The 13,670-nt window shown below is 48.8% G+C and carries 12 protein-coding genes; 5 read left to right on the forward strand and 7 right to left on the reverse strand.

The window, feature by feature from the left end:
• Positions 1–58 precede the first annotated feature (58 nt).
• From QMG91_RS06515 to iolD, 7 genes are all read right to left on the reverse strand, one after another.
• Complete coding sequence (locus tag QMG91_RS06515; protein WP_281829738.1) at positions 59–595, reverse strand: AAA family ATPase; 537 nt, start codon at positions 593–595, stop codon at positions 59–61.
• Between the two features lie 442 nt (positions 596–1,037).
• Entirely contained in the window at positions 1,038–2,201 is a 1,164-nt protein-coding gene (locus QMG91_RS06520; protein WP_281829740.1) for a Gfo/Idh/MocA family protein, read from the reverse strand.
• A gap of 10 nt (positions 2,202–2,211) precedes the next feature.
• Entirely contained in the window at positions 2,212–3,042 is an 831-nt protein-coding gene (locus QMG91_RS06525) for a class II fructose-bisphosphate aldolase (protein ID WP_281829742.1), read from the reverse strand.
• A gap of 12 nt (positions 3,043–3,054) precedes the next feature.
• Positions 3,055–3,912, reverse strand: coding sequence for a 5-deoxy-glucuronate isomerase (locus QMG91_RS06530; protein ID WP_281829745.1), 858 nt, complete (start codon positions 3,910–3,912; stop codon positions 3,055–3,057).
• Complete coding sequence (gene iolC, locus QMG91_RS06535; RefSeq protein ID WP_281829748.1) at positions 3,905–4,978, reverse strand: 5-dehydro-2-deoxygluconokinase; 1,074 nt, start codon at positions 4,976–4,978, stop codon at positions 3,905–3,907. The genes QMG91_RS06530 and iolC overlap by 8 nt, the downstream gene beginning before the upstream one ends.
• Positions 4,971–6,149 carry a Gfo/Idh/MocA family protein gene (locus QMG91_RS06540; RefSeq protein ID WP_281829749.1) on the reverse strand — a complete coding sequence of 393 codons (1,179 nt, stop codon included), beginning with the start codon at positions 6,147–6,149 and terminating at the stop codon, positions 4,971–4,973. Before QMG91_RS06540 ends, iolC begins: the two co-directional genes overlap by 8 nt.
• A 10-nt stretch (positions 6,150–6,159) precedes the next feature.
• Positions 6,160–8,016, reverse strand: coding sequence for a 3D-(3,5/4)-trihydroxycyclohexane-1,2-dione acylhydrolase (decyclizing) (iolD, locus tag QMG91_RS06545; RefSeq protein WP_281829750.1), 1,857 nt, complete (start codon positions 8,014–8,016; stop codon positions 6,160–6,162).
• Between the two features lie 252 nt (positions 8,017–8,268).
• Here iolD and QMG91_RS06550 point away from each other — a divergent pair, with 252 nt between their 5' ends.
• From QMG91_RS06550 to QMG91_RS06570, 5 genes are all read left to right on the forward strand, one after another.
• Positions 8,269–9,159, forward strand: a complete 891-nt coding sequence (locus QMG91_RS06550; protein ID WP_022602622.1) for a TIM barrel protein — start codon at positions 8,269–8,271, stop codon at positions 9,157–9,159.
• A 55-nt stretch (positions 9,160–9,214) separates the two neighbouring features.
• Positions 9,215–10,342 (forward strand): ABC transporter permease, encoded by a 1,128-nt coding sequence (locus QMG91_RS06555; RefSeq protein ID WP_022551040.1) that lies wholly within the window; start codon positions 9,215–9,217, stop codon positions 10,340–10,342.
• A 20-nt stretch (positions 10,343–10,362) separates the two neighbouring features.
• Entirely contained in the window at positions 10,363–11,166 is an 804-nt protein-coding gene (locus tag QMG91_RS06560; protein ID WP_004409189.1) for an ATP-binding cassette domain-containing protein, read from the forward strand.
• A gap of 110 nt (positions 11,167–11,276) precedes the next feature.
• Complete coding sequence (locus tag QMG91_RS06565) at positions 11,277–12,242, forward strand: sugar ABC transporter substrate-binding protein (protein ID WP_004409187.1); 966 nt, start codon at positions 11,277–11,279, stop codon at positions 12,240–12,242.
• A gap of 242 nt (positions 12,243–12,484) precedes the next feature.
• Positions 12,485–13,519 carry a LacI family DNA-binding transcriptional regulator gene (locus tag QMG91_RS06570; RefSeq protein ID WP_281829755.1) on the forward strand — a complete coding sequence of 345 codons (1,035 nt, stop codon included), beginning with the start codon at positions 12,485–12,487 and terminating at the stop codon, positions 13,517–13,519.
• Positions 13,520–13,670 lie beyond the last annotated feature (151 nt).

The raw sequence follows: 13,670 nt of genomic DNA on the forward strand, positions 1-13,670 counted from the left end.
GCGAGCCTAAGATCGCCTGATTGTTGTTATAGAGAACAGATCACGCCAGTTAGTCCGTTTAACGTCTTGTTCGCTGGAATGCTTGGTCAACATCTGACTGAGGCACAAAAATCACCTCTTGCTTCGTACACTCGATTTCATTTGGCTCTTCCCACATATTGCTGGCAAGTTCGAATACTTCATCAGAGACTTCCATTGAAAAAGTACTCCCTTCTGAAATATTCCTGTACTGCACTCTTTTTCTTCTCTGCTCTTTCGGGGCATCCAACACGTAAACAGAAACCTTGTGTCCAGATTCGTTGATAAGATCGTACATCGACTTTCTACTATCTGATTGAATCAGTCCCAGTTCAAGAATGACATCGCTACCGGAGTTGAGAATGCTAAGAGCGACTTCCCATATTTGTTCATTGCAGCGCTTCTTCCTTGCAACATACCACTCAAAGATATTTGTCGAGGGGCGATCGGGGCTAAAGAGTCTGCTCATCCAAGAATCGAGGTTTATATGTGGCGCACTCATTCGTTTGCTCAGATCTTTGGAAAACGTCGACTTTCCTGCGCCAACAGGTCCTTCTATTAAGAATACTTTTGCCAAAATGCCTCCGATCTTCACAATTAGTTATCTAGGGTCTGTTGACCTTTCGCGGTTAAATTTTGTTCGATTTCTATGTGTTTTAATCGCGGCGCAAGGTCTTTAGCCTAGTCATTCTAAGCAAATACCTTGCAACAAAGAGTAAAGCACATAGAAACGAACCCTTCGGGCAGCCTTTGTGGCTCCTTTCTACTGCGTTACCGCTTATTGATGTAGAGCGACTACACCGATTAAGCGCTGCCTTGTATAAAGAACCCACAAAAGGCTGCAAAAATCAGCTCGAAAGGTCAACAGACCCTAACAATCAGTTATTAAACAGCAAAACTACTAATTTATATATGGTGGAGTTGTTGCGTTGTAGGTGGCAACAAACTTATTCAGCTGTACGGATTTCAAACAAAAAGCCCGCAAACTCTAGCTTGCGGGCTTTCTCAAAATCAATTCATCAAAACTTTCTAACAGAAGTCCACTGGCTGTCAGAGTCCCGTGAATCCAGTGAAGAATAGACAAATGCCATGCCTTCTGCGCCTTCTTCAACACTAGGGTAGGAAAGGCAAAGAGGGTCGGGTGATTCGCCTTGCTCTAGAGCCACGATATGATGTGCCAAATCGAAATAGAGGTTGGCGAACGCTTCGCGATACCCTTCGGGGTGACCAATGGCGACGTGAGAAACTCGCTCCGCTTCAGGAAGTAACCCTTTACCGCCTTTTGTTAAGACGTAGGCAGGGGCATTAATTGGGCGAACCAGTAGCTCGTTGGGTTGTTCTTGATTCCACTCCAGCCCACCTTTGGTGCCATAAATGGTAAAGCTTAATCCGTGCACACCACCAGCGGCTGCCTGAGTGACAAACAGTTGCCCGCGAGCCTGATTAGCGTAGCGAAGCTGAATGCCACAGTAATCATGGGCTTCCCGACCATCGACCAAAGCCGTCACATCCGCACTTAAAGCTTGTGGCACCATGCCGGATACGTAGCTCAGAAGGTGGTAACTGTGAGTGGCAATATCCCCCAGAATCAGTGACGGACCAGCAAGTTCAGGCTTCATGTGCCAGTTTGTGCCGTCTTTTTCGCTGGGTGTCAGTTCCGCCAAATGTCCCTGAATGTATTGGCTCTGAAGCATTTTAATTTCGCCAAGTATGCCGTGTTCTATCATTGCTCTGGCTTGCCGAACCATAGGGTAGCCAGTGTATCCGTATGCCACGCAATAACATTTTCCGGCTTCTTTGGCTTTGCTCACCAACGCATCGGCTTCCTCCACGTTCATGGTTAATGGCTTTTCGCACATCACGTGAAAGCCATGCTCCAGAGCCTGAACGGATAAGTCATAGTGCGAATTGTTTGGCGTCATAATGGCAATCACATCGGCACCGTCTTCGCGCTTGTTTTCAGAAGAAAAGAGCGCTTCGGGCGAACCATAACCTCTTAGCCCCATAGACTCCGCCGCCTGTATAGAGCGTTCCGGATTGGAGGATACTACTCCCGCGACCACTTCAAACTCTTCATGCATGGTGGCGGCACTTCGGTGAATCGAACCGATAAAAGAATCGGGGCCGCCTCCGATCACTGCCAGCCTTAGTCTTCGTCCTAATTTTTGAATAGATACGCTCATCAGGTTTTCCTTAATCCGGGGCGAGAAGGGTTAATACGCGTTCCACTTCCTGTTGCAAAGCAGGCATGGCGGCCAGAGCAAACCGGCTGCGGTCGAAGTGCCTATCCTGTTCCATCAAATCTCGAATACGTTTACCCATAGCCATGCGTAGCGTGGTACCGACATTGAATTTAGCAACGCCAGTGCGCTTAAGCTTCATTAAGTCGTCAGGGTGAATACCAGTTGTGCCGTGAATCACCAAGGGAATCGGCATGTCTTGCTCAATTTCCTGTAACAATTCAAAGTGAATGGGGCAATCGGCTTCAGTTTTTCGGTGAACGTTGCCGACGGAAACTGCGAGCACGTCTGCGCCGCTCTCTTTAGCATAGCGCCAGGCTTCTTGCGGTGATGTGAGTTCTGAACGAATATGATCTCGTCCTTCCTCATAAGGAACCGATCCAAGCTCGCCTTCTAGCGATACGCCCATAGAGCGGGCAACCCGACTCACCTGATACGTTCGCGACAGATTTTCTTCGAAAGGAAGCTGAGAACCGTCAAACATGACCGATGTAAATCCCGCTTTCATCGCTTTAAAGACGACGGTTTCTTCGTAGCAATGATCCAGGTGAACCACCACAGGCACCGAGCTCTGCTTAGCTAAGGGGACAAGAATCCCTGCCATAACGTCCACGCCTGCAAGGTCGACCATGTCTTTATTCACGGCGAGAATCACAGGGCGATCCACGGCTTCTGCACCCTTTACAATGGCGATGGCTTCTTCGATACCGAACACATTGCAACAGGCAACCGCGCCAGAACTTGCCGAGGCTTGTGGCAGTATCTCGTTGAGTGATACAAGCATGTGTTTTCTACCTTATTTGAATTTCGCGACCATATCTTTGATGCCGGGAATGGTGTGCACCTGATATTCATGGTGAGGGTCGAAGTACTGGATCAGGGACTTGCTGCTTTCACCCACAATGATGGTGAAGTAATACATTTCGTATCCCGGAGCAGCAACGCTGGGGTGGTAGCCTTTGTCGATGGCGATCACGCTGCCTGTTTTCACGTGATAGACCGGACCCTGATCGTCTTCGTGCTCATACAGAAACTGTGCACCAAACCCCTGTCCGGGATTAAAGCGGAACTGGTAGACTTCTTCATAACGCGTTTCTGTTGGTGGTCGTTCTTCGTCGTGTTTGTGCGACGGGAACCCAGACCAGCCACCTGCACCGACGGTGAACAGCTCGCTAACCAGTAAGCGACCGCGTTGATCCGCGTTTTTCTGCCCCAGAATGTGCTTGATCTTGCGGTGAGTTTTGGTGTCGTCGCTGCCGTACTGCACCTTGTCGACCTCATCTGGGGTGACGGCAAAAGGCTGAAGCTCGGGTTTGTCTTTATCATCGTATCGACCACCAGCGATAAGCACGTCGGCGGCATTAGAAACACAGGTAATGACTGCTTCGGATCCAACAGGCACATAGACGCCAGAAGGATCGCCATCCCAGACCGATTCGCGCTGACCAATCTCAGGGAAGTTTTCGCCATTTACCGTGATATCGCAGGTTCCGCCAGCCAGAACCACAACACTCTCGTAGCTTTCTAAACGATAAGTGTGGCTCTCTCCTTGTTTAAGAGATACGGGGTTGAAATAGCACAGTGGAGTAGTGTCGTCATTGACGTCGATGACTGGCTGATTCTGATTATCGAATGGTGGAATATGCTTACCCATGACACGACTCCTTGTGAGATAAGAGGGAAAACTGAGGTGAAAAGTCATAACGATGCGTTTTCATAAATGCCAGCAGCTCAGGCAGTTCTGCCATGGCTTCAGAACAAGTGTTGCCCATCACGTTTATGGCGGCGTTCGCGGAACCTAACGCTATGCTGTCTTCAAGTGGCTGCCCACGTAGCAAACCAAATAGAAGTGCTCCGGCAAACGCATCCCCGGCTCCATAAGGTTTTCTGGCTTCTACCTGAAAAATGCCCTGAGAGAACGAAGTGAGTGACTGATTCGCGTCCAGCCCAAATACTTTGCAGCCATGTTCGCCCGCTTTAGCCACAATCATCTCTGGCTTTTTTGCAAGTAACTGGTTTGCGATGTCTGCCATAGCGTCGCTGTCTTTTGAATGAAGATCGGATGCCATCATCACCTGAAATTCTTCTTCATTTCCGATAATGACGTCGCTCAGCTCCGCGGCTTTCTGGTAGCAAGACGCTGCCTCTTCCGCGCTTTGCCAGCTATACGCTCGATAATCCAGATCCAGTACTACTTTGCAGTGTTCAGCAGCGGCTTTTTTCATTGCTAGATAACAGGATTCTCTTGATGGCGACCGAGACAATGCCGTACCAGATACCACAAGCGCACGTATCTGACTAAAATCGATCGCAGAGATGTGTGATTCACTCAGTGCCAGATCGGCGGCAAGGTTCCGATAGATCACCACTTCAGGCTTAGGATCGTACTCTGCCAACGCAAGGCTGGTTCGATGTTCGCCGCCTACAGTGAACAGGAAATCGGTGTTGATTCCTTGCTTCTCCATTGCCTTGCGAACAAATTCACCGACGCCGTCTTTCGAGACGCAACTTAAAATTGCAGCGTTGGCACCCAGCTTCGAAAGGGCAAATGCGATGTTGGCGGGCGAGCCGCCAACAGCCTTGTGATAAGTGGAAGTGGTCGCCAGCGTTGCACCAAAATCACTGGCGTACAGATCCATGCCCGCCCGCCCCAGGCAGATTGCCTCGATAGGACGGTTGTGGCTGGCAGACCAGTCATGCAATACCAGTTCGCTACTCATTGCAGTTCACCCATATTGCACCGTTATCGGCGGATTTAACGCACGACTCGACAAACTTAACGCCGCTGATCCCGGCGTTTATGTCTGGATACCAGTGGTTATCAAGAAACGCCTTATCGTTACGTTCAAATGCATCGATGGCTAATGCAAATCTGTGATACAGGTTTGCCCAGGATTCAAAGAACCCTTCACCATGACCGCCACCGATTCGGGAACTGTTGACGCCTGCCACATCGTTGTAGAGGTAAGGCATACCGCGTTCCAGCACCTGAGCAGGTTCGCCCTGAACCTCATAACGAAGCTGGTTAGGGTATTCATCCCACCACTCAATGCTGGCCTTTTCTCCTACTACCCGAATTTTTTGCTGATGCATGGAACCGGAGTTAATGGCGCTTGCCCACATGGTGCCCACTGCGCCGTTATTGAAGTTCATGATCACGTGTGCGTTGTCTTCAAGTGGCGCGCGAGACTCAATGAAAGACTGTTTGCTGCACAGTAAAGACGTGACTTCCAACCCGGTGATCAATTCTGCAAGGTAAAAGGCATGTGTACCGCAGTCTCCAATGATAAAGCTGGGACCAGAGACTTCAGGGTTCATGCGCCATTTTGCTCCGGGGGAATGCTTCTCTACTTCAACATTGTGATAACCGTGAGCAAACTGCATCTGGATTACTCGCACACTGCCTATGTCGCCGCGTTGAACCATTTCACGTGCCTGTTGCACCATCACATGCCCTGTGTAGCCGTACATCACGGCAAGCATGAGATTGTTTTCACTGGCGATATTTTTGAGTTCAAGTGCCTCATTTGACTGGAAAGTTACGGGTTTTTCGCAAATTACATGCAGACCCGCTTCCAACGCAGCTTTGGCAATTTCGTAGTGCGTGGCATTAGGGGTGGCAATCGACACCGCCTGAATACCATCTTCACGTCTGGCTTCCTGCTCGAACATCACTTTGTAATTCGCGTAGCAGCGACTCTCTTCCAGACCAAGGTTGGTGCCGAAATCAATGCAACGCTGGTGGTCGATGTCCAGTGCACCGGCGACAAAATGAAATAATCGGTCACGCGCAGCCGCGGCTCGGTGTGAATAGCCGATTTCGCTGCCACGACCACCGCCTATCAGTCCCCAGCGAATTGGGGATGTTAATCGTGTTTCTTCATTAAACATTCACTGGCTCCTATACCCCACGGCGTTGATGACGTCGACCTTCATCCCAGGTCGCTTTGGCTTTAACCACTTCCTGACGGTCGGTTACTTCTGGCAAGCCAACTTCCCACCACGCATCCACCGATGACCAGACTGTCGGGTCAATATCAACGACCAACACATAAGTGCGATCCGCTTCTTTTGCTCGGTTAAAGGCGTCTTCAAATTCCGACAGGGAGCCGACTTTTTCAGACAAAGCACCAAGCCCTTGTGCGTGTTTCACAAAGTCCACTCTTGGCAGCTCTGCGTCTTCGCGTACCGTGGTGCAGTCTTTAAGCAGGTTATTGAAACTCTCGTTACCTGTGTTGTTTTGCAGTTTGTTGATAACGGCAAAGCCAGCGTTGTCGCAAACCACCACTATCATCTTGTGACCAGTGAGCACGGAGCTATAAATGTCGGAGTTAAGCATCAGGTAAGAACCGTCACCGACCAGCACAATGGCATCATGATCAGGGCGAGCCATTTTGGCTCCCCAGCCGGCAGCCACTTCGTAGCCCATACAAGAGAAACCAAATTCAATGTCGAGTTGCCCCGGCTTACTGGCGAGCCAGTTCATATTCAGCTCTGCTGGAAGCCCACCCGCGGCAGTAATGATTCTGTCATCGGGGGAAGCGAGCTGGTTTACCTGACCTACGACTTGTGCGTAAGACGGCGCGGCAGTGTCAGTTGGCTCGGTGCGACTTGCGACAATATCCAGCCATTTCTGACGTTCCTGTCTTGTATAGATCGACCAGGTTTTGTCGATCTTCCAATTGGTCAGCATGGGAGATAGCTGGTCAATCGCTGCTTTGGCATCTGCCTGTATCGGGCACGACCAGTGCTTGATGGCATCGAAGCGACAGGTATTAATGCTCACGAGTTTCATGTCTTCACGGCGGAAAACCGTCCAAGAACCTGTAGTGAAATCCTGTAGTCGTGTACCGATAGCAATCACTAAATCGGCGCGCTCAGCGATATTGTTGGCGCTGTCTGAGCCTGTAGCACCGATGGGACCACAGTTAAGCGGGTGGTTCGCAGGTAACAGAGTTCTGCCCGCAATAGTTTCTAGCACCGGAATGTCGTATTTTTCAGCGAAGCTTTGCAACTCAGCCTGAGCACCGCTGTAAAACACGCCACCACCTGCCACGATCACTGGTTGCTTACTTTGCTTGATCAGGTTGGCTGCGGCTTCTAGATCTTCAAATTCTGGCTGCGGTCTTCGAATTCGATGGACTTTCTTTTCGAAAAAGATTTCTGGGAAATCCCAGGCATCACCCTGAACATCTTGCGGTAACGCCAGAAAAACAGGACCACAATCACCAGGATCTAACAAAGTAGCGAGAGCCTGAGGCAAGGAAGCCACTAGCTGCGCAGGGCTGGTAATGCGATCCCAGTAACGCGTTACGGTTTTGAAAGCATCGTTTACCGTCAGTGTCGGGTTACTGAAATGTTCCGTCTGCTGCAAAACCGGATCAGGAAGGCGAGAGTTAAAAGTGTCTCCTGAAAGAAGAAGCAAAGGCAGTCGGTTGGTATGTGCGACGCCAGCGGCAGTCACCATATTGGTTGCCCCCGGACCGACAGATGAGGTCGCAATTCCTATGCGTTTGCGTTGATTCGCTCGGGCGTATGCAATAGCAGCCATAGCCATCGACTGTTCGTTCTGCCCGCGCCAGGTTGGAAATACATCCTGATTTTCCAGCAATTGCTGACCAAGGCAGGTTACGTTGCCGTGCCCGAAAATGGCAAAGGCGCAGCCAAATAAAGACTCTTCCTTTCCATCAATCTCTATGTATTGCGCTGCTAAGTACTTTACCAGTGCTTGTGCTGTTGTGAGCCTAACCGTTGTCATCTTTATGCTCCTTGTCTACTCACGATTTGTATTGATCAAATAATAGCCACACTCTGAAAATGTTTTCAATATGTTTATTGCTTGTTAATTAAAAAATGAGCTTTATTTATATCAATATGAGATCCATGAGCACAAAATTGGTCAATAAATAGACTTTTTAAGTTGACACATTGAAAACATTTCCACTATTGTTTGCTTATTGTTAATTAAATGTGAATTTTGTTTGTGTTTTTTTCACACGGAGAAACGACAGTGGAACTAAAGCTTGCAAATGCCCCATGCTCTTGGGGAATAGAATTTCCGGATAACCCAGACAACCCAACGTGGGAGAGAGTGCTGAATGAAATCAGCCTGTCTGGTTACAAAGCGACGGAATTGGGACCTTTGGGATACCTTCCTCAGGATCAACAGGTACTGGAGAAAGAGCTGTCACAAAGGGAGCTGGACTTGATTGCAGGTACGTTATTTGTGCATCTGCATCGTCAGGACAATCGCGAAGCCATTTACACTCAAACCCGAAAAGTTTGCCAGATACTGCAACAGCAAAACGCAAAATATCTGGTGGTTATAGACCATGTATCTTCACCCAGAACCGATCAGGCAGGGCAGGTAGACACAGCCACGCGCCTCTCTCCTGAAAGCTGGTCCTTCATGATGGACACGCTGAAAGAAGTCGGACGTATTTGCGCTGACTACGGCATTACGCCAACTCTTCATCCCCATGCCGGGACTTACATTGAGTATCGCGATGAGCTTGATCGTGCCATGAACGATTTGCCACCAGAGTTAATGTCTCTGTGTGTGGATACCGGGCACTGCATCTACGCTGGTATGGACCCTTGTGAGGTACTGTCCACCTATCGAGACCGCGTGAAGTATCTACACTTTAAAGACATTAATGCCGCCGTTCATAAAGAGTCGGTAGCAAATGGTGTCGACTTTTATTCAGCCATTGGTAACAACATATTCTGTCCGCTTGGCGAAGGGTGTGTCGATTTTGACGCCGTTAAACACACATTGATTGAAATTGATTTCAAAGGGTGGGTGACGGTAGAGCAGGACACCGACCCTAAAGCCAAGAGCGACGCCAAAACGGATGCGGAAAGAAGCCGAACGTTTATAGAACAAACCATCTTAGCCTGATCTGCGATGACAAAGCAGTTCGAGGATAGCGCGAATTAAGATTTGGAGAAATTGTATGACAGGGAAAGTAGAAGCGGAGGCAGTACCCATGACTTCGAAAGGTGATGAAAGGGTTCGCAAGGTTTCAACCTTGAATCGATTGCTGTCACGACCTGAACTGGGGGCAGTATCGGGTACGATATTGGTCTTCCTATTTTTTGCAATCGTTGCCTGGGATTCAGGCATGTTTAACGCCGACGGCATAATGAACTGGACAACGGTTTCGGCGCAGCTCGGCATTATTGCTGTCGGAGCCTGCCTGTTGATGATCGCCGGTGAGTTCGATTTGTCCATCGGTTCCATGATTGGTTTTGCGGGCATGATGATTGCGATCCCCTCTGTGTATTGGGGATGGCCAGTCTGGCTAGCCATCATCTTTGCGTTTGTGGGCGCAATGGCTATTGGCTTTGTCAACGGGTATATCGTGGTGAAAACCGGATTGCCGTCCTTTATCGTGTCATTGGCTTTCTTGTTCATTCTGCGCGGTCTGACCATTGCACTTTCAATTATGTTGACTAATAAGACCATTCTTTCTGGTGTGTCTGAAGTGGCGGAAGGCGACATTCTGGCCGCGGCATTTGGCGGGCAGATAGGGACGGGTTTCTTCCAATGGCTCGCCAATATAGGGCTGATCGAAACCTACTCCGACGGCTCTCCTATCGTGTCGGGTATTCCTATGGTGGTTGTCTGGTGGTTCCTTATTACTGCAGTTTGTTCATTCGTCCTCTTGAGAACCCGATTTGGTAACTGGATTTTTGCCGCAGGCGGCGATGCCAATGCAGCAAAAAACGTGGGTGTACCTACCGAGAAAGTCAAAATTTCCCTTTTCATGTTTACCGCATTTTGCGCCACGGTATTTGCGGCGTGTCAGGTGCTTGAATTTGGTTCGGCTGCTGCAGACCGAGGGCTGTTGAAAGAGTTTGAAGCCATCATTGCTGCCGTTATCGGAGGAGCACTGCTTACCGGAGGATACGGTTCGGTTATCGGCGCATTCTTCGGTGCTCTGATATTTGGTGTGGTGCAGATGGGCATTTTCTTTACCGGAGTGGATTCAGACTGGTTCCGGGTATTCCTAGGGGTGATGCTGCTTATTGCCGTTCTGTTCAATAACTTCATTCGCAAGAAAGTGACCAACGCACGCTAAGACGTTTCAAGGAGTGAAATATGGATAAGTACATTCTCGAATTAAAAAACGTCAGCCGCTATTTCGGATCAGTGATTGCGCTAAAAGACATCGACATGAAAGTCAAAATGGGTGAAGTGCACTGTCTGCTTGGCGATAACGGAGCAGGTAAGTCAACGCTTATTAAGACTCTGGCAGGCGTGCATAAACCTTCCGAAGGTCAGTTTTTAATGAACGGCAGCCCGGTGAAATTTGAATCACCAAGAGATGCGCTGGATGCCGGGATTGCAACGGTTTATCAGGATCTGGCTTTAGTCCCTTTAATGAGCGTAACGCGCAACTTCTTTATGGGGCGAGAGCTAACCAAGAAAATAGGACCTTTTGAAGTCTTCGACACAAAACGCGCGAATGAAATCGCTCGCGATGGACTGGCAGATATGGGGATAGACGTACGAGACCCAGAGCACCCAATCGGCACTATGTCGGGCGGTGAAAGACAATGTCTGGCAATAGCCAGAGCCATCCACTTTGGTGCAAAAGTGCTGATTCTGGATGAGCCCACTGCTGCGCTTGGGGTGAAACAGTCGGCCAATGTTCTAAAAGTGGTCGCGAGAGCCAGAGGGAAAGGGCTGGCGGTGATTTTGATTACCCATAACGTCCACCATGCTTACCCCGTTGCAGACCGATTTACCTTATTGAACCGTGGGCGCAGCTTGGGCTCATGGAAAAAAGATGACATCTCCCGTGAGGAGATATTGGAAATGATGTCAGGTGGAGAGGAATTAGAAACCCTTGAAGCAGAACTGGCAGAGTTTGCCAGAGCAGATGCCGCAGCATCGGCTTGATAACCGAGATCAGCAAATCTCGAACTACTAAAGCTCTGTCATTCAAACGAAAACAGAGGTGAAGGAATTGGATGACTTTCACCTCATTCACAACACATGGAGATATCCGGATGAACAACCTACTGAGCAATATCGCGAAAAAGGCATCTGTGTTGGCATTAGCACTTTGCAGTACTGCAATTGCATTTTTGCCTTCAACGGCTTCAGCGGAAGAACGTTTCGTGCTGGTGAGCCACGCACCTGATGCTGATTCGTGGTGGAATACAATCAAAACCGCGATCAAAGAAGCGGGTCAGAACATGGACGTATCGGTTGAATATCGTAACCCGCCTACTGGTGATTTAGCCGATATGGCTCGTATCATCGAGCAGGCTGTTGCGTCGAATCCGCAGGGCATCATTACCACCTTAGCCGATTATGATGTGCTAAAAGGCCCGCTTGAAAAAGCGAAGAAAAAAGGCATCCCAGTTGTCACCATCAACTCTGGTACTAAAGAGCAGAGCGAAAAGGTCGGGGCATTGCTGCACGTTGGTCAGCCAGAATACGATGCAGGTTTTGGAGCGGGTAAACGCGCCAAGGCAGATGGCATCAAAAACTTCCTTTGTGTGAATCACTACATCACGAACCCAGCGTCTGTAGAGCGTTGTCAGGGTTTCGCTGATGCGCTAGGTGTCGATCTGGGCGGTCAGATGATTGATTCAGGGCAGGATCCAACAGGCATCGAGAAAAAAGTGCTGGCTTTCCTACGTAAAAATCCAAACACAGAAGCGATTCTTACTCTGGGACCTACATCTGCACACCCAACACTTCGTGCATTGGAGAAAAACCGTCAGCTAGGCAAAATCTACTTCGGCTCATTCGACCTAAGTAATGAAATTGCCCAAGGTATTAAAGATGGCAACATCAAATGGGCAATTGACCAGCAGCCATACCTGCAAGGGTATCTGCCAGTTATGGTGTTGACACTATTTAACCGTTACGGCGTTATGCCATCAAACCACATTAACTCTGGTCCTGGTTTTGTCACACTGGACAACCTGGCACTGGTAGAAAAACTGGCTGGTGAATATCGTTAATCAAAGCCGATACCTATAGTGGGTAAAGCCTTAAGTTTAGGCTCACAGGTTGCGTTAGCCGGTAGGGGCGAACGACGTAACGAATGTTGGCTGTGGTAGGGAGCAACCAACATTCACCATGACACCAGCTTTGTGAGCCGTTTTAAATAAACCAGCAAAGAAATAGCGTGATTAGGATTTTGAAAACATTTTCAGTTAGACTGCGCTATCAGGGACGAAAGATGTAAATAACGGGAAAGCGAATGGATACAAACGACAGTACGAAGAAATCAGAACTCAAAGTGCGCAAGGTGACCGTCGTTGACGTTGCAGAGCGGGCAGGGGTTTCGTTGTCTGCTGTGTCGCGTGCTTTTAACCCGGAGGCAAGCATCTCTTCCAAGCTCCGAGACAAAGTCTTGGCGGCGGCAAGCGAACTGAATTACAAACCAAACCGTCTGGCTCGTGGCATTAAATCCCGTTCAAGCCTTATCGGTATCTTGGTAACCGATTTTGATAACCCTTTCTACCTCCCTGTTCTTTCCAAATTTACCGAAGAAATTCAAAAGCGTAATTGCCATAGCTTACTCATCAAAGTCACCGACGAACTGGACATTGAAGAAGCGGTTGAACTGGTGATGGAATACAACGTAGACGGTTTGATCATTACCTCTGCATCTCTTCCTGAAGCTTTGTCTGACGCCTGCAAAGCGCAGAATACACCTGTGGTGATCTTTGGTCGAAACTCCGATGAAAACAGTGTTACCGTCGTCAGTTGTGACAACTTAGCAGCGGGTGAATTAGCCGCAGACATCATTCTGGATGCCGGTTATGAAAGACCTGCATTTGTCACTGGTCCCGTTGGCACATCTGCCACCGTTGAACGTCAACGCGGCTTTTTAAGTAATCTGATAAAGCGTGGCTGTGACAAATGGCAAATCGTTGAAGGTGGGGAGTTCAGTTACGACGCCGGTTACGACGCCACTCTTCGCATTTTCAATTCAAATGAAAAGCCAGACTCTCTGTTTTTTGCAGACGACATCATGGCCTGTGGCGGTATGGATGCCGTTCGCTACGAGTTCGGCTTAAGAGTGCCTGAAGACATAGGCATTGTCGGCGTTGATGATATTCGGCTGGCAAAAAGCAGAGCCTATGATCTTTCAACCATTCGCCAGCCTTACGAAGAGATGATCAGCGCAACGATAGATACACTATTCGATCATATCGCAGATTCGAGTCTCGCTCCTCAATCCATCACCCTACGCTGTGAGCCGATTATCCGTGGTTCGACTAAGAGATAGAACTTCATGATGCTTTAACTTTTTTCAGTTGGTGTTCGTACTTCTAATTTAGTTGAATTTTCCCAAAGCTCAGAGTGGGTATTCTTCGTGTTACTAAGTATTTGTTTATTTTAATAATTGTCAAACTTATAAGTAGAGAATTCATAAAAAC

The sequence above is a fragment of the Vibrio nigripulchritudo genome (assembly GCF_027924785.1).
In the GTDB taxonomy this organism is placed as follows: domain Bacteria; phylum Pseudomonadota; class Gammaproteobacteria; order Enterobacterales; family Vibrionaceae; genus Vibrio; species Vibrio nigripulchritudo.